Here is an 18,770-nt window from a genome sequence, read left to right on the forward strand (position 1 = left end):
GCCGGGAGGCTATGCGAAGCGTGGCAGGGGCGCCACTCGTTCCGGTGTTTCGCGGGGCGGGGTCCGGCACCATGTCCATTCCATGGCCAAGCCGCCCGTTCCCGCTCCCAGACCCGACCAGCCCCGCAGCGCGGTGTCCGCATTCCTGCAACGGGCGGCCTCCGTGCCGAGCCTGCGGGCCGCGCCCTCCCCCGCGCGGCTGATCTTCGCGGTGGATGCGACGGCCAGCCGCCAGCCCACCTGGGACCGCGCCTGCCACGTGCAGGCCGAGATGTTCGGGGCAACGGCAGGGCGGCTCACGGTGAGCCTGGCCTATTTCCGGGGGCATGGAGAGTTCGTGGCATCGGCCTTCCTGTCCGACCCCGCCGCGCTGGCGGCGCAGATGACGGGCGTGTCCTGCCGGGGCGGGCACACCCAGATCCTGCGCCTGCTGCGCCATGCCGAGGCGGAGGCGGCCCGGGCGCGGCTGCACGCGCTGGTTTTCGTGGGCGATGCCGTGGAGGAGGAGCCGGACCCGATCTGGCGCGCGGCCGCCCGGCTGGGCGCGCGGGGCGTGCCGGCCTTCGTGTTCCAGGAGGGCGACGACCCCGGCGCGACCCCCGTTCTGCGCGGCATCGCCCGGCATTCGGGCGGCGCCTGGGCGCCCTTCGACCATCGCAGCCCCGGCGCGCTGGCCGCCCTTCTGCGGGGCGCGGCCACCTATGCCACGGGCGGGCGGGAGGCGCTGGCGAAGCTGCCGGGCGCCGGAGGCCTGCTGGCCCAGATCGGGGGGCCCACGCGATGATCTGGCTGGCGGCGGGGGCGATCCTGCTGGCCTTGGCGGCCGGGGGGCTCCGCGCCTTCAGCGCGGCCAGCGTGGGGCAGGTGAAAACCGTGCTGGCGGGCGCGGCGGCGGGGATCGGCATCGTGCTGGTGGCGGCGCTGGTGATCGCCGGGCGGGCGGGTCAGGTCGTTTGGGCGCTGTTCCTGTTCGGGCCGGTGGCCTGGCGCTGGTGGAAGGCGCGACAGCCGCCGGGGGGGCTCGGCGGCGCGGCGCCGGACCTGGTGGAGACCGCCACCCTGTCCATGCGGCTGGACCCGGCCTCCGGCACGCTGTCCGGGCGGGTGCTGCGCGGGCGCTGGGCTGGGCGCGACCTGGCGGACCTGGATCGCGGGGCCCTGCGGGCGCTGCTGGACGAGGTGGGATCGGACGACCCGGAGAGCGTGCCGCTGCTCGAGGCCTGGCTGGACCACGGCCATCCCGGCTGGCGGGACGACGGGGGTGCCCCTTCGCCGGCCACGCCGCGCGCCGAGGCGCTGGCGGTCCTCGGCCTGTCGGAGGGCGCGACGGAGGCCGAGATCCGGGCGGCCCATGCGAGGCTGATGCGGACGGCCCATCCCGACGCGGGCGGGTCGGACTGGCTGGCCGCTCGGCTGAACGCAGCCCGCGACGCCCTGCTGGGCTGAGCGCGAACCATTTCCATTACGTGTGGTCCGTGGCACATCTCAACCCACCATAGCAAAGGGGAATCGCTGGCCGTGCTGAAGCCGCTGAAAAAGGCCGTCCTGCCCGTCGCCGGCCTGGGAACACGCTTCCTGCCCGCCACCAAGGCATTGGCCAAGGAAATGCTGCCGATCGTCGACAAGCCCCTCATCCAGTACGCCGTGGAAGAGGCGCGGGCGGCCGGTATCGAGCAGTTCTGCTTCATCACCGGCCGCGGCAAGACCGCGATCGTCGAGCACTTCGACGTGGCCTATGAGCTGGAGCGGACGCTGGCCGAGCGTGGCAAGGATACCATCCTCGCGGATCTTCGTGACGCCGCGCTGCAGCCTGGTTCCATCACCACCGTGCGCCAGCAGGTGCCGATGGGACTGGGCCACGCCATCTGGTGCGCGCGCAGCTTCATCGGCGACGATCCCTTCGCCATCCTGCTGCCGGACGACCTCATGCAGTGCGAGGTCTCCTGCACCAAGCAGCTCGCGGACGCCTACATGGAGACGGGCGGCAACGTCGTGGCCATCGAGGAAGTTCCGATGGAGCGCGTGAACAAGTACGGCGTGCTCGACGTGGCCGAGGACAAGGGAAAGCTGGTCTCGGTCAAGGGGCTGGTCGAGAAGCCGAAGGTGGAGGATGCGCCGTCGAACCTGACGATCATCGGGCGCTACGTGCTGATGCCTGAGGTCGTGGGCTACCTCTCCGCCATGGAGAAGGGCGCGGGCGGCGAGGTGCAGCTGACGGACGGCATGGCGAAGCTGATCGGGCAGCAGCCCTTCCACGGGCTGCGCTACGAGGGCCGGCGCTTCGACTGCGGCGACAAGGCGGGCTTCCTGGAGGCACAGATCGCCTTCGCGGTGAAGCGCCCCGACCTGGCGGCGGCGGTGCACGCCTTCCTGCCGAAGTACATGGGCTGAACCCGCCCGTTTCCGGAAGCGGCGCCGCGCGGGTCCGCGCGGCGTCGGTTCGGGATCACATCGATGTTGGCGGCGCAATGAGGCGGGTCCGGCATATCGACCCTGCGGCGCGGGGGGGATAAGGAACCGTCCTGCAACGCCCCCTCCCCGGGGGCTGGACTGGGGGTTCTCATGCGCGTCGCGATGATTGGGGCAGGCTATGTCGGGCTTGTCTCAGGGGCCTGCTTCGCCGAATTCGGTGTCGATGTCTGCGTGGTGGACACGGAGGTCTCCAAGGTCGAGGCGCTGCGGGCGGGCCGTATCCCGATCTACGAGCCCGGGCTGGACCGGCTGGTGGAAGAGAACGCGCGCGACGGGCGCCTGAGCTTCACCACCGACCTCGCGGAGGCGATGGAGGGCGCGGACGCCGTGTTCCTCGCGGTGGGCACGCCCTCCCGCCGCGGCGACGGCCATGCGGACCTGTCCTATGTGTTCGCCGCCGCCGAGCAGGTGGCGCGGGCGGCCAAGGGCCCGCTGGTGCTGGTGACCAAGTCCACCGTGCCGGTCGGCACCGGGCGCAAGATCCAGGCGATCCTGAAGAAGACCCGCCCGGACCTCGAGATCGACGTGGCGTCCAACCCCGAGTTCCTGCGCGAGGGCAACGCGATCGGCGACTTCATGCGCCCCGACCGCGTGGTGATCGGCGCCGAGAGCGACCGCGCCTTCCAGGTGCTGCGCCGCCTGTACCGCCCGCTCTACCTCATCGAGACGCCGATCGTGCAGACCGGGCTCGAAACGGCGGAACTGATCAAGTATGCGGCCAACGCGTTCCTGGCGGTGAAGATCACCTTCATCAACCAGATGGCCGATCTGTGCGAGAAGGCCGGGGCTGACGTGCACGACGTGGCGCGCGGCATGGGGCTGGACGGGCGGATCGGGCGCAAGTTCCTCCATGCGGGGCCGGGCTATGGCGGTTCCTGCTTCCCCAAGGACACGCTGGCGCTGGCGCGCACCGCGCAGGAACTGGGCGCGCCCGTGACCATCGTGGAGCAGACCATCGCGGCCAACGACGCGCGCAAGGAGGCCATGGCCGATCGCGTGGTTGCGGCGCTGGGCGGCTCTGCGGCGGGCAAGACCGTCGCGGTGCTGGGCCTGACCTTCAAGCCCGAGACGGACGACATGCGCGACGCGCCGTCCCTGGTGGTGGTGCCGCGGCTGGTGGAGGCGGGTGCAGCGATCCGCACCTACGACCCCCAGCCCGGCCATGCCCGCCAGATGATGCCGGCCGGCATCCATTTTGCGGAAACGGCGCTCGACGCCGTGGAGGGGGCGGATGCCGTGGTGCTGCTGACGGAATGGAACGAGTTCCGCGCGCTTTCGCCGGATCGCCTCAAGGCCGCCATGCGCGGCGACGTGGTGCTGGACCTGCGCAACGCCTGGGATCCAGCCGCCTTCCGCGAGGCCGGGCTCACCTATCAATCCATCGGACGCCAGTGAGCCAGAGCTGAAGGGCCCCCGGACCATGACGAGCTTCAACCACCGCTTCGACCCGACCAGCCTGCGCGAGTACGACATCCGCGGCGTGGTCGGCAAAACCCTCTCGGGCGAGGACGCCTTCGCCATCGGCCGCGTGTTCGGCTCCATCGTCGCGCGCGCGGGTGGGACCAAGGTGGCGGTCGGCTATGACGGCCGCCTGTCCTCCCCGATGCTGGAGGAGCGGCTGGTGGCGGGGCTCATGGCCTCGGGCATGGAGGTGATCCGCATCGGCTGCGGGCCGACGCCGATGCTCTACTTCGCCTCCTACCACTTCAAGACCGACGGCGCCGTGATGGTGACGGGCAGCCACAACCCGCCCGACTACAACGGGTTCAAGTCGATGATCGGCAAGAAGCCGTTCTTTGGGAAGGACATTCAGGAACTGGGCGCCATGGCCGCCGCCGGCGACGTGGTGGAGGAGGCACAGGGGTCGTCCCGCAGCGTGGACATCGCCGAGGACTACGTCGCACGGCTGATGCAGGACTATGACGGCGGCGACCGCGCGCTGAAGGTGGTCTGGGACCCCGGCAACGGCTCCGGCGCCGAGATCACCAAGATGCTGGCGGCGCGGCTGCCCGGCCGGCACACCGTGATCAACGGCGAGATCGACGGCAACTTCCCGGCGCACCACCCGGACCCGACGGTGGCCAAGAACCTCGAGCAGATCATCGCCGAGGTCGCGAAGCAGGGTGCCGACCTCGGGATCGCCTTCGACGGCGATGCCGACCGCATCGGCGTGGTCGACAACGACGGCAACATCCTGTTCGGCGACCAGCTTCTGGTGGTGCTGGCGCGCGACGTGCTGAAGAGCAAGCCGGGCGGCACCATCATCGCCGACGTGAAGGCCAGCCAGGTGCTGTTCGACGAGGTGGCCAAGGCCGGCGGCACGCCGCTGATGTGGAAGACGGGTCACTCGCTGATCAAGTCCAAGATGGCCGAGACGGGCGCGCCGCTGGCCGGCGAGATGTCCGGGCACATCTTCTTCGCGGACAAGTGGTACGGCTTCGACGACGCACCCTATTCGGCGGTGCGGCTGCTCGGCATCGTGGCGCGCATGGGCGAGACGCTGTCCCAGGTGCGGGACGCCATGCCCAAGGTGATCAACACGCCCGAGCTTCGCTTCAACTGCTCCGAGGAGCGCAAGTTCGTGGTGGTGCAGGAGGTCAAGGACCGCCTGGCCGCCGAGGGCGCCAAGGTGCAGGACGTGGACGGTGTGCGCGTGCTGACCCAGGACGGCTGGTGGCTGCTGCGTGCCTCCAACACCCAGGCGGTGCTGGTGGCCCGCGCGGAGGCGAGCAGCGACCAGGGGCTGGAGCGGCTGAAGGCTATGATCGCGAAGCAGCTCGAGGCCAGCGGCCTCGCGGCGCCGGACTTCACCGGGGAGAATGCGGGGCACTGATCCCGCTCTTTCTTTACGGCACCCTGCTGGACCGGCGCGTGCTCGCGCGCCGGTCCGGCGATCCCCGCCTGGCGCTGCGGCTGCGGCCGGCGGCGCTGCACGGCCATGCCCGCGTCGTCTTCCGCGGAACAGCTTATCCCACCCTGGCGCGGCATGCGGGCGGCGTGGTGGAGGGCGCGCTGGTGCGGCCCGGCCCGTCCGCCATGGCCGCTCTGCGGCGCTACGAGGGCGCCTGCTACCGCCTGATACCCCTTCGTGTCCGGAGTGGGCGCGGCCTTCGCTGGGCGCGTGCCTGGATGGTGCCGCGCCGCATGGCCGCGCCGGACGAGTGGCGCCCGGGCCTGACGCACGGTTCCCGCCCGGGCTAGAACCGGTGGGAACGACGGAGCGCCCGACACCATGCTGCAAGCCCCCCCTGCCGAGCCCGGGATGCGCGAGGAGGAGGTCGATACCCCCGCGCTGCTGATCGACCTCGATGCCTTCGAGGCCAACCTCGACGCCATGGCGGCGCGGCTGGCCGGCACCGGCGCGAAGCTCAGGGCCCATGCCAAGACCCACAAGTCCGCGGCCATCGCCCACCAGCAGATGCGGCGCGGCGCGGTCGGGCAGTGCGTGCAGAAGGTGGCGGAGGCCGAGGCCCTGGCCTGGGGCGGGGTGCCGGACATCCTGGTTTCGAATCAGGTGGTGGATGCGCGCAAGCTGCGGCGCTTGGCGGCGCTGTCGGGGATCGCGAAGGTCGCGGTCTGCGCCGACGACGCCGCGGGGATCGACACCATCGCCGCCGTTGCCGAGGCGGCCGGGCGGCGGATGGAGGTGCTGGTGGAGATCGACGTGGGCGCCGGGCGCTGCGGCGTGGACCCCGGGCCCGAGGCGGTCGCGCTGGCCGGGCGGATCGCGGCCTCGCCGCACCTGATCTTCGGGGGCTTGCAGGCCTATCACGGCAGCGCCCAGCACCGGCGCACGGCCGATGAGCGCCGCGCCGCCATCGCGGGGGCGGCCGAGGGCGTGCGGCGCACGGTGGAGCAGCTGCGCCAGCAGGGGCTGGACTGCCCGATCGTGGGCGGCGCCGGCACGGGCACTTACGAGCTGGAGCTCGAGGCGGGGCTCTGGACGGAGATCCAGGCCGGGTCCTACGCCTTCATGGATGCCGACTACGCCGCCAACGGCGCGCCGCCGCCCTTCCGGCAAAGCCTGTTCGTGCTGGCGCAGGTGATGTCCGCGCCGCGGGACGGGGTGGCGGTGCTGGACGCCGGGCACAAGGCCGTCGCGGTGGATTCCGGGCTGCCGCTGGTCTGGCAGCGCCCGGGGATCCGGTATGTCGGCGCCTCGGACGAACACGGGGCGCTGGCGGTGGAGGGCGGCGCGCGCCCGAAGCTGGGGGAGCGGCTGCGGCTGGTGCCCGGGCACTGCGACCCGACGGTGGACCGCTACGACTGGTATGTGGGCGTGCGGGGCGGGCGCGTGGAATGCCTTTGGCCGGTTTCCGCCCGGGGCGGCATGGTCTGAGGAACGGTGGCGGGAGGGGACGCGAGCCCCCTCCCCCCCGGGCTCAGCGCCCCTTGGGCTTCGCTGCGGCGGCGCGGGCGGGCGCCGCGGCAGGGCGGCGTGCCGGGGTGGTGACGCGGACGACCCGGCCACCGTCGCCCTGCTCCATCACCCGGCGGGTGCGCGTGGCGGCAGCGCGGCCGCCGACGCGGACGGTCAGCGGGCGGAGTTCGGCGCGGGCGGCGGCGGCGCTGCGGCCGCGGGGCTCCGGCGCGGCGGGACGCACCACGCGGAGAGAGACCTGGCGGATGGCGGAGCGCGGCGCCTCGATGGTCGCGGCGCGGGCGCGGGCGAAGATCAGGGGCGTGCGGGCGACCGCGATGGCGGCGTCGGGCACCCGGGTGGTGGGCGCGACGCCGAGGCGCGAGAAGCCGTCATCCAGCAGCATCGCGGCGTGGCGGTCGCGCTCCATCCAGGAGGCGCCGCCGAAGACCGAGACAAAGACCCGCTGGCCCTGCCGCTGGGCGGAAATGACGTTGTTGAAGCCGGAGGCGTTGATGTAGCCGGTCTTGACCCCGTCCACGCCCTCGTACTCGCCGAGCATATGGTTGTGGTTGCGGAAGGCGTAGTTGCCGGCGCGGATGTTGGAGTTGCCGAAGTAGTGCCAGCGCTCCGGGAAATCGAGGAAGAGGCGGCGGCCGAGGGTGGCCATGTCGCGGGCCGTGGTGGCCTGGTCCCAGTCCGGCAGGCCGGACGCGTTGCGGAAGGTGGTGTTGGTCATGCCGAGCTGGCGGGCCCGCATGGTCATCATCTGGGCGAAACGCTCCTCGGTCCCGCCCAGGGCCTCGCCCACCGCGACGGCGACGTCGTTGGCGGACTTCATGGTCAGCGCGTAGATCGCGACGTCCACCGGGATGGTCATGCCGGGCGGCACGCCCAGCTTGGAGGGCATGCGGCTGTTGGCCTCCTCGCTGATGTAGATGCGGCTGTCCATGGTGATGCGGCCCTCGCGCATCGCGTCGAACAGCATGTAGAGGGTCATCATCTTGGTCAGCGATGCCGGGTAGCGCGGCGCATCCGGGTTGGCGCCGCCGAGCTGCTGGCCGGTGCGCGCGTCCATCACGAAGGAAGCGTAGCGCTCGCTGCCGATCTGGGCGGCGGCGGGCTGGGCGGCCAGCACGGCGGGGATGAGGGCGGCCATCCATCGGAGGCGGGAGGCGCTTCGCAGGGCCGCGAACCGGGCGGTACAGCGCCGCCAGCCGCTCCGTGCGGCCAGACCATCACCCATGCGTAATCCCCCTTCAAACGGATCCGCCCCCGCGGATCCTGGCAGTCGCCGGGTCGCCCTCGGGCATACCGGCACGCGACCCCCCAGCCGCGCTGTGGCGGACGATAGGAGGGTCCTTCGGGGATTGTCCATCGCAAGATGCGGAAAATTCCTGCATGGGACGGAAATTGCTGCATTTCTGCCCCACTGGCAAAGTTGCAGCACTGGAAGGATAATTTTTATGCTGCATCGCAAAATTTTGTGGACGGCCGTTCGCTGCGCTTGATACAAGCCCCATGTTGCAGCGCAGCAAAGCCATGGCTTCGATCATGGCATGCCTCTTCAGAGCCCCAGGAGAAGTCACCATGGCCAACGAAGCCCCCAAGATCGCCCGGATCGCCACCGAAGCCGTGAGCACGCCGACGATCACCCCGGACGCCGCCAGCACCGCGACCGCCACCAAGATGGCCGATGCCGGCGCTTCCCAGATCCGCAGCGCCATGGAGCGCAGCATGGAGCAGGCCAGCAAGGCCGCCGAGGGCAGCATGAAGGCCGCCCAGGACTTCGCCGAGTTCTCGCGCGGCAATGTCGAGACCCTGACGCAGGTTACCCAGACCTGGATGACCGGCACCCAGGAGATCTCCCGCCAGGCCTTCGCCCTGATGCAGGGCCTCGCCGACCACGCCCTGGAGGGTGCCCGCGCCCTTTCCGGCGTGAAGAGCCTGAAGGAGGCCGCCGAGATCCAGGCGACCTACGCCCGCGGCAGCATGGAGAAGGTGATGTCCGAAACCGCCAAGCTGCAGGAGGCTTCCTTCCGCCTCGTGGAGCAGGTGGCCACGCCCGTGACCCAGCGCGTGTCCCAGGCCGTCGAGCGCGCGACCAAGCCGCTGGCCGCCTGAGCCGAAGCAACAGAAGCCGGCGGGGGAGCCCCCGCCGGCCTCAGACCGCCGGGCCCCGCCCGCCACCCTCTGGGATGGCTGGCGGGGCCTTCGCGTTTGCGCGCCCGACTCCGGCCCCAAGTTCTGGCGCCGAAGCCTGGCGCCGGCCTCTTCCGCCGGGTTCCTCCACCGGTCCGCCGGCCGCGGGCCCTGGCGCGGGCCGGGGTCAGGCCCCATATCCCCGCAGGCGCTGTGAGGCTTCACCTCCTGCGCCGTGATCCGGTATCCTTTCCACAGACAATTCCAGCGCAACGGACGCGGTGGCCCCTTGGCAAGCCCGTGATCCGTGAGACCATGGCGGGGCGATGAGCAAGCAGGACAAGCGCCCGAGCGGTAGAGCGGGATCGATCGAGGCGGGAGCCGTGCCCGTGCAATCCGGCGGTTCGGCCGGACCTCGCCGGACCGGGCTGCCCGCGGCCGGACGCAATCTGGCCGGCCAGCAGTGGGAAGAGCTTGGCCGGGCCGGTCCACGAAAGGGCGGGCCGGACAAGGAAGGGCCCGACAGGGATGGTGGAGGGCCGCAGCCTCCGGCCGCGCCGCCGGGTGGCGGCGCCGGTGGTGGCGAGGGCCCCTCCACCGGCGTGGTGGTCAAGGCGCGTCCCCGGACGCGCAAGCCCACCATGTACAAGGTCCTGATGCTGAACGACGACTACACGCCCATGGAGTTCGTTGTTCACGTCCTGGAACGGTTCTTCCAGAAGAACCGCGAGGAAGCCACGCGCATCATGCTGCACGTCCATCGGCGCGGCGTGGGTGTTTGCGGGGTGTTTACCTATGAAGTGGCAGAAACGAAGGTCACGCAGGTGATGGACCTGGCGCGCCAGAACCAGCATCCTCTCCAGTGCACGATCGAGAAAGAATGAGCTTGGGCTTCCCCGTCGCGAATTCCGACGCTGATACACGGCGTAACCCGCCGGGCCCCTCCGCGTTCGGAGATGGGAACCCAATATTGAACCTATCGACTTCTTGCGTACGGCCGTCTCAAGCTTCGTGCCCAGGTGGGTGCCCTGCCGGGAGATCCCGGCGGCCGTCGAGACAGGGGAGCGTCGAACGACATGCTGTCCCGTAACCTAGAACAGACGCTCCACCGCGCCCTTGGCCTCGCCAGCGAGCGCCGGCACGAGTACGCGACTCTGGAGCATCTGCTCCTCAGCCTCGCGGAAGATACGGATGCGACCACCGTCCTCCGTGCCTGCGGGGTGGACGTGGATAAGCTCAAGCGCGACCTGGCCGAGTTCCTGGACAAGGATCTCGCCGGGCTGGTGACCGACCGCGGGGGCGACCCCAAGCCGACGGCCGGCTTCCAGCGGGTGGTTCAGCGCGCGGCGATCCATGTCCAGTCTTCGGGCCGCGACGAGGTGACCGGCGCCAATGTGCTGGTGGCCTTGTTCAGCGAGCGCGAGAGCCATGCCGTCTATTTCCTGCAGTTGCAGGACATGACGCGGCTGGACGCGGTGAACTTCATCTCCCACGGCATCGCCAAGGCTCCTGGCCGCAGCGCCACCCGCCCCGTGCAGGGTAATGCGGGCAAGGACGGTGACGGCGAGGGCGAGAACCGTGGCGGCGAGGAGCGGCGCGAGGGTGGCGCGAAGCGGGGCGGCGATGCGCTGTCCAACTACTGCGTCAACCTCAACAAGAAGGCCGGTCAGGGCAAGATCGACCCGCTGATCGGGCGCGCCGACGAGATCGAGCGCACGATCCAGATCCTGTGCCGCCGGACCAAGAACAACCCGCTCTACGTGGGCGACCCCGGCGTGGGCAAGACCGCCATCGCCGAGGGCCTGGCCAAGCGGATCATCGAGGAGGACGTGCCGGAGGTCCTGCTCAAGTCCACGATCTACGCGCTGGACATGGGCAGCCTTCTCGCCGGCACGCGCTACCGCGGTGACTTCGAGGAGCGGTTGAAGGCCGTGGTGAACGAGCTGGAACAGCAGCCCGGCGCCATCCTGTTCATCGACGAGATCCACACGGTGATCGGTGCCGGTGCGACCTCGGGCGGTGCGATGGATGCGTCGAACCTGCTGAAGCCCGCGCTCGCCCAGGGCACGCTGCGCTGTATCGGCTCCACCACCTACAAGGAGTACCGGCAGCACTTCGAGAAGGACCGGGCGCTGGTCCGGCGCTTCCAGAAGATCGACGTGAACGAGCCGAACGTCGAGGACGCGGTGAAGATCCTCACCGGGCTGAAGACGAACTACGAGAAGCACCACAAGGTGAAGTACACGCCGGAGGCGATCCGCGGCGCGGTGGAGCTCTCGGTCAAGTACATCCATGACCGCAAGCTGCCGGACAAGGCGATCGACGTGATCGACGAGGTCGGCGCTTCCCGGATGCTGCTGCCCGAGAACAAGCGCCGCAAGACGGTGACGCTGAAGGACGTGGAGGACATCGTCGCGAAGATCGCGCGCATCCCACCCAAGTCCGTCTCGACCGACGACAAGGAGGTGCTCAAGAACCTCGAGCGTGACCTGCGGTCGATGGTCTTCGGGCAGGACAAGGCGATCGAGACGCTCTCGGCCGCCATCAAGCTGTCCCGCGCGGGGCTGCGCGACGCGGAGAAGCCGATCGGCAACTACCTGTTCTCCGGCCCCACGGGCGTCGGCAAGACGGAGGTGGCCAAGCAGCTCTCCAAGACGCTCGGCATCGAGCTGATCCGCTTCGACATGTCCGAGTACATGGAGAGGCACAGCATCAGCCGGCTGATCGGCGCCCCCCCTGGCTATGTGGGCTTCGACCAGGGCGGCCTGCTGACGGACAGCATCGACCAGCACCCGCACGCCGTGCTCCTGCTCGACGAGATCGAGAAGGCGCACCAGGACCTCTACAACATCCTATTGCAGGTGATGGACCACGGGAAGCTGACGGACCACAACGGCAAGACCGTCGACTTCCGCAACGTCATCCTCATCATGACGACCAATGCGGGCGCGGCCGACATGGCGAAGCCGGCTATCGGCTTCGGCAGCAGCGTCCGCGTCGGCGAGGACGAGGAGGCGATCAAGCGGATGTTCACCCCGGAGTTCCGGAACCGCTTGGATGCCGTGGTGCCCTTCGCCGGGTTGACGCAGGAGATCGTCGGCAGCGTGGTGGAGAAGTTCGTGATGCAGCTGGAGGCCCAGCTCGCGGATCGGAACGTGACCATCGAGCTGTCCTCCGCCGCCAAGGAGTGGCTCGCCGAGCGTGGCTACGACCCGCTGTACGGCGCGCGCCCGCTGGCCCGCGTCATTCAGGAATACGTCAAGAAGCCGCTGGCCGAGGAGTTGTTGTTCGGCAAGCTGGTGAAGGGCGGGGCCGTGAAGGTCGGGTTCAAGGATGGGGCGCTGACCTTCGACATCGCCGAGGCGCCACCGGCCGCCCTGCCCAAGCCCGACGAGGGTTCGGGCGACGGCGAGGCGGAGCGGGAGCCGGAGGCAGCGGGCTGAGCCGCAGCCTGGATGAGAAAGGTGGGGATGGCGGGCCGACCGCCATCTCCGCTGCGGAAGGCGTACGGGCCGGCTGCCACGTTTTTCGCCGCGTCCGTGATCGGTGAACCGGCAAAGGACGTTGCTGAGGTCGGATGGGCGGGCGCGTTGACTCCATCCTGAGCCTGGGTGGCTTGGCGATCCTTGCCGTGTTGCTGCTTGGGGCTGTGCTTCGCTTGGCTGTCGGCCGGACGAAGTCGGCCCCTTCTTTATTGGACGGGTTGGAGGCGGAAGCGGAAGGAACGCCCACGGGGCGGTCTGCCCGAAGCGAGATCCTGCCCAGTTTCGAAGCCGTGCTGGACCGTGTTGTGCGGCCACGCCACCTGGCGCATCCCGGTTGGGAACGGCTGGATGGCGCGCAGGGGGTGCCCGGGCGAACCGTTGCCCTCTTCGAGCATCAAGGCAGCGTTTATGCCCTGAACGGGGCGAGCCGGTTCGATGCGCTTCTCGCGGCCGGGAACTGGATCCTGGACCACCCGGACGAGAGCGCGGTGGTGGTCCGCTCCACCGAAGGTGGCGCGGGGCAGCTGATGCTGCGGCCCGAGATCGGGCATCCCGCCAAATCGGTGTTGATGCGCTCGGAGTGACGGCGGCTCAGGCCGGGCCGGGCGAGGTCCGTCCCGGCAACCAGCGCGCGACGTCGTCCAGCACCGGAGCACCCTCCAGGCCGAGGGCCCGCAACGGCGCGGCAAGCGCGGCGATGATGCCCGCGTGGCTCACGCCATCATAAAGCCGCTCCTCCACCGGAACGCCGTGGGACCGGGCCAGCGCCGCGAAGCGGGTGGTCTGTTCGGGGCGCACGGTGGTGTCCGCCTTGCCGTGCAGCAGCAGCAGGGGCGGCGTTCCCCGAAGCGCCGCCTCATCCGGCGGGGCCACGCGGGCGCGGGCGGCGGGCGCGGTGGCGAAGATGCCGGAGGGGTCGTCGGCCGGACCGAAGTCGAAGGGACAGGCGAGGCCGATGCCGCCGGCCAGGCTGTCCCGCCCCGCACCCAGCCAGCGCGGGTCGCAGGCCAGGGCCATGGCGTTGAAGGCTCCGGCCGAATGGCCCGCCAGGATCACCGGGCGATCGCGGCCAGGGCCCGCGCGGATGGCGCGCACGGCGGCGGCGCCGTCCTCCACGAAGGCGGGCCAGCGCACCTCGGGGAAAAGGCGGTAGTCAGGCACGGCCACGAGGGCACCGGTGGAGGCGAGCGCGCGGGCGGCAAAGCCGTAGTCGCCGCGCGCCCCGCTTCGCCAGCCGCCACCGTAGAAGAAGACGATGAGGGGGGCGCGGGGGCTTGCGCCATCGGGGGTGTAGAGGTCGTAGCGCCCGCGCTCCCCCGGCCCGTAGGAGATGTCCGGCTGGCGCGAAATCCCACCCGAAGGGGTGAGCCCGTTGGCGAGGTCGAGCGGGGAACAGCCCGTGGCCGCGAGGGCGAGGGCGCAGAGGACGTCGCGGCGGAGGATCATCCTCTTGCCAACGCGGCGCCCCGCCCGCTCGTTGCGGGCGGGGATCGGAGGCTCAGGGGCGGTCGCGCAGCAGGTCCCGCATCCTGGCGGCATCGGCCGCCGAAACGGCGGGCGCGGCGTTGCCCCAGGCGTTGCGGATATAGGTCGTGACCGCGGCGGTCTCGTCGTCGTTCAGGCGCCAGCCGAAGGCGGGCATGGCCGGCGATGTCGGCGCGTGCGGGCTGTAGGCGGCGCGCACGCCCTGGAGCACGACCCGGAGCAGTGTTTCGTTGCCCTCCTGCTGCACCACCTGGCTGCCGGCCAGGCGCGGGAACATGCGTGCCACCCCCTCCCCGCTCCGCGTGTGGCAGGCGCCGCAGCGATCGACGTAGATGGCCTCGCCCGCGCGCATCTGGGCGTTGTCGGCGGCCAGGGCGGTGCGGGCGGGCGATGCCGGCGCGGCGGCGGGTGGCTCCTTCAGGTAGGTGGCGATGGCCCGCAGGTCGGCCTCGGTCATCACGCTGGTGGAGTATTCCACCACCTCGGCCATCGGGCCCGAGGCGGCGCTGCGGGCGTTGCGGCCCTTTTGCAGGTATTCGACGATTTCGTCGGCGCTCCAGTCGCCGAGGCCGGTGCGCTGGTCGCCGGTCAGGTTGGTGGCAAACCAGCCTTGCAGCGGCCCGCCGGCGAAGCGCTCGCTGCTGCGGTCGGCGCCGGCCAGGTTCTTGGGCGTGTGGCAGGCGCCGCAATGGGCCGGGCCTTCCACGATGTAGGCGCCGCGGTTCCATTCGGCCGAGCGGTTCGGGTCCGGGCGGAACTCGCCCGGCTCGAAGAAGAGCCCGTTCCAGGCGAGCATGGAGGCGCGGATGTTCAGCGGAAAGGGCAGGCTGTTGCGGTCCACCGCGTGGTTCACCGGGTCCAGCGTGTTGAGGTAGGCGAAGATCGCGTCGGTGTCCTCCCGCGGCATGCGGGTGAAGTAGGTGTAGGGAAAGGCGGGGTAGAGGCGGGCACCGTTGGGCCGGATGCCCTCGTGCATCGCGCGGTAGAAGCTGTCGGCAGACCAGGTGCCGATGCCCGTCGCGCGGTCGGGGGTGATGTTGGGCGTGACGATGTTGCCGAAGGGCGTTTCGATCGGGCGACCGCCGACGAAGCCCTGGGAGCCCTGGTGGTCGCCGCTGGTGGACATGTGACAGGCCACGCAGTCGCCGAGGACGACCAGGTAGCGGCCGCGCTCGACCTGGTCGAAGTTGTCGGGCGCGGCGCGGGCGGGCGCCGCCAGGAGGAGGGCTGCCGCGGAGAGGGCGGCGAGGAGACGGGCGCGCATCAGGCCTGCACCAGCGGCTGGCCGGGCCTCTTGAGGTATTCGTTCTTGATGGCGTCCGCCGCGTAGTAGGCCAGGGCACCGACCGTGCCCGTGGGGTTGTAGCCGGCGTTCTGCGGGAAGGCGGAGGCGCCGAGGACGAAGACGTTGGGCACGTCCCATGTCTGCTGGAACTTGTTCACGGCGGATGTGCGGGGGTTGTCGCCCATGATGGCGCCGCCGGTGTTGTGCGTGGTCTGGTAGGGAACGACGCTCCAGGGGCCCTTCTTCGGCGAGGCCACGATCTGCTTCGCGCCCATGGCCCGCATGATCGGCACCATCTTGTCCGTCACGAAGGCCGACATGCGCTCCTCGTTCGGCTTGAAGTCGAAGGTCATGCGCAGCAACGGGCGGCCGAGGCGGTCCTTGTAGGTGGGATCGAGGTCCAGGTAGCAGTCGCGGTAGGACATGACGCTGCCCTGGCTGCCGACGTTGGTGGTCGTGTTGTAGTTGTCGCGGGTCGCCTTCTTCCAGGCGCTGCCCCAGCGCGGCGTGCCCGGCGGGACCGGGCGCGCGGAGATCGGGCGGGCGTGGAAGGTGGTGCCGTTGATGTTGGCGCCGCCGACGAAGTTCAGGCCGGTGTGGTCGAAGACGTCGCCCTGGTAGTCGTCGCAGGTCATGCCCAGCGCACCGGCGCCGGCCCAGCTGTTGAACCGCTTGTCGTCGAAGAAGCCGTTCACCGAGGAATTGGCCTGGTAGGCGTAGTTCTTGCCGACCACGCCCTCGCCCGTGCTGACGTCATAGGGCTTGCCGATGCCGGAATAGAGCATCAGGCGCACGTTCCAGAGCTGGTAGGCTGCGAGGATCACGAGGTCCGCCGGCTGTTCCCATTCCTGGCCCTGCGCGTCGATATAGGTGACGCCGGTGGCGGTCTTGCCGTCGGCGCTCATCAGGACCTTCATCACCTCGCACTCGGTGCGCGCCTCGAAGCCGGGGTGGCGCATGAGCACGGGCAGGATGGTGGTCTGCGGGCTGGACTTGGAATAGTTGGCGCAGCCGAAGCGCTCGCAGAAGCCGCAATAGGTGCAGGGGGCCTGGGTGACGCCGAGGTGGTTGGTGTAGGCCTGCGACATGTTGGCGGCCGGCATCGGGAAGGGATGCATCCCGAGTTCGGTCGTGGCCTTGGTGAAGAGGTCCTGCGTGAGCTGCATCTTGAGCGGGGGCGTGGGATAGCCGCGCTGGCGCCAGCCCTCGAAGGGGTTTCCGCCGGGCTGGATCTCGCCCTTGATGTTGCCCGCCTGGCCGGCGATGCCGCAGAGGTATTCGAACCTGTCATAGTAGGGCTCGAGCTCGTCGTAGCTGATGCCCCAGTCCTGGATCATATGGTTCTCGGGGAAGATCCCCTCGCCGTAGCGCTCCTTGTAGTGGGTGCGGATGTTGAGGTCGCTCGGCAGGAAGCGCCAGGTGTGGCCGTTCCAGTGGACGCCGGAGCCGCCGACGCCGTTGCCGGGCAGGAAGCTTCCCCAGCGGCGCATGGGCAGGGCGGTCTGGTCCGGCGTGTTGCGCGCGGTGACCGTGTCCTGCGCGGTGCGGATGAACAGCTCGTGCCGGATGGCGTAGCGAAGCTCGTCGGGTGCGGTGCCGACGTTGAAGTCGCTCGCCGTGTCGCGCCAGGGGCCGCGCTCCAGCGCCACCACCTGCATGCCGGCCTGGCAGAGCTCATGGCCCATGATGGAACCGGTCCAGCCGAGGCCGACGATCACGACGTCCTTGCGGGGAAGGCGGCGCATCAGCCGCGCCCTCCCGGGCGGCGCCATTCCGATCGTCCGAGCAGGCTGACGGGCGGGATTCCGTAGGGCATGCCGGGCTTGGCGAGCACGTCGCGGTAGTCGTAGCGCGTGCCGGGGAAGCCGATGAGTTTCCAGGCGACCATGTCGCGGTTCCCTCCGTAGATCGGGTCGGCGAAGAACCCTTCCATGGTGTTGTTGAAGATGAGGTCGAAGATCTCGCTGCCGTTGAACTCGGGCGAGTTGGCCTCGCGCTTCTCCAGCGAGGTGAGGAGCCGGTCGAGTTCCTCCGCGGAGAGCTGCGGGATCTTCCGCCCCCCGAAGTTGCGCGCCGCATGGGCGGCCAGGCCGGTGAGCCCCTTGCGGTAGGCCTGGGCGGGGGTGAGCGGCGATTGGAAGCCCTGGGTGGGCAGCGGGTTCGGCGGGAAGGGACCCTGCATGTAGACGCCCTCCGCCCGGCCATAGGGACCGGCGAGCTGGCGGTCGATGAAGACGGCGCAGCCGGCCTCCTTGCCGCCCGGGCCGAGATCGTCCTGCGGGATCAGGCGGTCGACGATGGCCTCGATGGCCGCGCCCTCGTCGGCGGTGAAGAAGAGCCAGGGGCCGGGACGGGCCTCGGCGGGCGGGTAGACCTCGTTGCTGGTCCAGGGAAGGCCTTCGATGGTGCGGGCGCCGGCCGTGCTGGCGAGGCCCATCAGGGCGGTGGTGGCGAACAGGAAGCGGCGTCGGGTGCCGCGCGGGGTGGTCATGCAGTGTTCCTCGGCGCGGGTGTGAGACCGCATGGGGATCTCAAATTCCCTGGCGCCCGAGAGTTGCCGCCTGAACCGCCGCATAAAGATTGAAAATTGCACACATGTTGCGCGCCCGGCGTGCGGGCGCGCCGCCCTGGGGCACCTCAGGTCAGGGCGTCACGGGCGCGGAGCAGGGTGGTGCGGGTGCCGGCGTCGATTGTCGGGAATTGCAGGTCGAGCGCCTCCAGCGCGCTGGCCACGGCTTCCGCGACCAGCAGGCGCGCCAGCCACTTCCGGTCGGCGGGGATGATGAACCAGGGGGCGTGGGGCGCGGCCGTGGCGCGGATCGCGGCCTCGTAGGCGGCCAGGTATTCGGCGCGGCGGGCGCGGACAGCGAGGTCGCCTTCCTCGAACTTCCAGTTCTTGGCGGGCTCGTCGATGCGGGCGAGCAGGCGCTCGCGCTGCTCCTCGGCGCCGACATGGAGGAAGAACTTGAGGATCACCACGCCCTGGCGCGAGAGGTAGCGCTCATGCGCCGCGATGTCCTCCAGCCGCTCGTCCCAGATATGCGGGCCGATCAGCGAGGCGGGAATGGGCGCGGCCTGGAGGATGGAGGGCTGCACGCGGGCAACCAGAACCTCCTCGTACCAGGAGCGGTTGTGGACGCCGATGCGGCCGCGGCGGGGCATGGCGATGGCATGGCGCCACAGGAAGTCGTGCGCGCGCTCGCGCGTGCTGGGGGCGGCGAAGGATTCCACCTGCACCCCCTGGGGATTCACGCCGGAGAAGACGTGCTTGATGGCGCCATCCTTTCCGGCGGCATCCAGCGCCTGGAAGATGCAGAGGACGGACCAGCGGTCGTTGGCGTAGAGGCGCGCCTGCTGGTCCGCGATGCGCTCCACGGCGGCGTCCAGGGCCTTGTTCCCCTCCCCCTTGTCGAGCCCGGTCTCGCCGTCCTCGTCAGTGCGGTGGTCCTCCAGGACGAAGGAGGCGCCGTCGGTGACGCGGCAGGCGGCGAGGAGCTGGCGGAGGGGCTCGGCGGTCACGGGATTCATCCAGGGGCTGTGC

At 70.3% G+C, this 18,770-nt stretch carries 17 protein-coding genes; 11 read left to right on the forward strand and 6 right to left on the reverse strand.

The window, feature by feature from the left end:
- The first annotated feature begins 82 nt into the window (after positions 1–82).
- The 7 genes from ACFFIC_RS05540 (at position 83) to ACFFIC_RS05570 (ending at position 6,811) form a co-directional block, all read left to right on the forward strand.
- Positions 83–784, forward strand: coding sequence for a vWA domain-containing protein (locus ACFFIC_RS05540; RefSeq protein WP_377049139.1), 702 nt, complete (start codon positions 83–85; stop codon positions 782–784).
- The gene (locus ACFFIC_RS05545) at positions 781–1,446 is read left to right on the forward strand and encodes a J domain-containing protein (RefSeq protein ID WP_377049140.1); all 666 of its coding nucleotides are present in this window, start codon (positions 781–783) and stop codon (positions 1,444–1,446) included. Before ACFFIC_RS05540 ends, ACFFIC_RS05545 begins: the two co-directional genes overlap by 4 nt.
- Before the next feature lie 72 nt (positions 1,447–1,518).
- Entirely contained in the window at positions 1,519–2,391 is an 873-nt protein-coding gene (gene galU, locus ACFFIC_RS05550) for a UTP--glucose-1-phosphate uridylyltransferase GalU (protein ID WP_377049141.1), read from the forward strand.
- Between the two features lie 171 nt (positions 2,392–2,562).
- The gene (locus tag ACFFIC_RS05555; RefSeq protein ID WP_377049142.1) at positions 2,563–3,867 is read left to right on the forward strand and encodes a UDP-glucose dehydrogenase family protein; all 1,305 of its coding nucleotides are present in this window, start codon (positions 2,563–2,565) and stop codon (positions 3,865–3,867) included.
- A 25-nt stretch (positions 3,868–3,892) separates the two neighbouring features.
- Complete coding sequence (gene pgmG / locus ACFFIC_RS05560; protein ID WP_377049143.1) at positions 3,893–5,305, forward strand: phosphoglucomutase/phosphomannomutase PgmG; 1,413 nt, start codon at positions 3,893–3,895, stop codon at positions 5,303–5,305.
- Positions 5,305–5,673, forward strand: coding sequence for a gamma-glutamylcyclotransferase family protein (locus ACFFIC_RS05565; protein WP_377049285.1), 369 nt, complete (start codon positions 5,305–5,307; stop codon positions 5,671–5,673). Before pgmG ends, ACFFIC_RS05565 begins: the two co-directional genes overlap by 1 nt.
- A 31-nt stretch (positions 5,674–5,704) precedes the next feature.
- Positions 5,705–6,811, forward strand: a complete 1,107-nt coding sequence (locus ACFFIC_RS05570) for a DSD1 family PLP-dependent enzyme (RefSeq protein WP_377049144.1) — start codon at positions 5,705–5,707, stop codon at positions 6,809–6,811.
- A 43-nt stretch (positions 6,812–6,854) separates the two neighbouring features.
- Here the strand turns inward: ACFFIC_RS05570 and ACFFIC_RS05575 are convergent, their stop codons facing one another.
- Positions 6,855–7,991: a D-alanyl-D-alanine carboxypeptidase family protein gene (locus ACFFIC_RS05575; protein ID WP_377049145.1), complete on the reverse strand. Its 1,137-nt coding sequence runs from the start codon at positions 7,989–7,991 to the stop codon at positions 6,855–6,857.
- A 431-nt stretch (positions 7,992–8,422) separates the two neighbouring features.
- On the opposite strand from ACFFIC_RS05575, the gene ACFFIC_RS05580 reads away from it, so the two are divergent.
- The 4 genes from ACFFIC_RS05580 (at position 8,423) to ACFFIC_RS05595 (ending at position 13,043) form a co-directional block, all read left to right on the forward strand.
- Positions 8,423–8,956, forward strand: coding sequence for a phasin family protein (locus ACFFIC_RS05580; protein ID WP_377049146.1), 534 nt, complete (start codon positions 8,423–8,425; stop codon positions 8,954–8,956).
- 467 nt (positions 8,957–9,423) lie between these two features.
- On the forward strand, positions 9,424–9,858 hold the full coding sequence (gene clpS, locus ACFFIC_RS05585) for an ATP-dependent Clp protease adapter ClpS (protein ID WP_377049286.1): 435 nt from the start codon (positions 9,424–9,426) through the stop codon (positions 9,856–9,858).
- A gap of 192 nt (positions 9,859–10,050) precedes the next feature.
- On the forward strand, positions 10,051–12,417 hold the full coding sequence (gene clpA / locus ACFFIC_RS05590) for an ATP-dependent Clp protease ATP-binding subunit ClpA (protein ID WP_377049147.1): 2,367 nt from the start codon (positions 10,051–10,053) through the stop codon (positions 12,415–12,417).
- 347 nt (positions 12,418–12,764) lie between these two features.
- Complete coding sequence (locus ACFFIC_RS05595) at positions 12,765–13,043, forward strand: hypothetical protein (RefSeq protein ID WP_377049148.1); 279 nt, start codon at positions 12,765–12,767, stop codon at positions 13,041–13,043.
- A gap of 7 nt (positions 13,044–13,050) precedes the next feature.
- On the opposite strand, the gene ACFFIC_RS05600 is transcribed toward ACFFIC_RS05595, so the two are convergent.
- The 5 genes from ACFFIC_RS05600 to ACFFIC_RS05620 all read right to left on the reverse strand — a co-directional run bounded on the left by ACFFIC_RS05600 (position 13,051) and on the right by ACFFIC_RS05620 (position 18,748).
- Positions 13,051–13,905, reverse strand: coding sequence for an alpha/beta hydrolase (locus ACFFIC_RS05600; RefSeq protein WP_377049149.1), 855 nt, complete (start codon positions 13,903–13,905; stop codon positions 13,051–13,053).
- A 52-nt stretch (positions 13,906–13,957) separates the two neighbouring features.
- Entirely contained in the window at positions 13,958–15,208 is a 1,251-nt protein-coding gene (locus tag ACFFIC_RS05605; protein ID WP_377049150.1) for a c-type cytochrome, read from the reverse strand.
- Complete coding sequence (locus tag ACFFIC_RS05610) at positions 15,208–16,974, reverse strand: GMC family oxidoreductase (RefSeq protein WP_377049151.1); 1,767 nt, start codon at positions 16,972–16,974, stop codon at positions 15,208–15,210. Before ACFFIC_RS05610 ends, ACFFIC_RS05605 begins: the two co-directional genes overlap by 1 nt.
- Positions 16,974–17,720 carry a gluconate 2-dehydrogenase subunit 3 family protein gene (locus ACFFIC_RS05615; protein WP_377049152.1) on the reverse strand — a complete coding sequence of 249 codons (747 nt, stop codon included), beginning with the start codon at positions 17,718–17,720 and terminating at the stop codon, positions 16,974–16,976. Before ACFFIC_RS05615 ends, ACFFIC_RS05610 begins: the two co-directional genes overlap by 1 nt.
- 146 nt (positions 17,721–17,866) lie before the next feature.
- The gene (locus tag ACFFIC_RS05620; RefSeq protein ID WP_377049153.1) at positions 17,867–18,748 is read right to left on the reverse strand and encodes a PPK2 family polyphosphate kinase; all 882 of its coding nucleotides are present in this window, start codon (positions 18,746–18,748) and stop codon (positions 17,867–17,869) included.
- Positions 18,749–18,770 lie beyond the last annotated feature (22 nt).

It is taken from the genome of Muricoccus vinaceus (assembly GCF_042433125.1).
Taxonomy (GTDB): domain Bacteria; phylum Pseudomonadota; class Alphaproteobacteria; order Acetobacterales; family Acetobacteraceae; genus Roseomonas; species Roseomonas vinacea.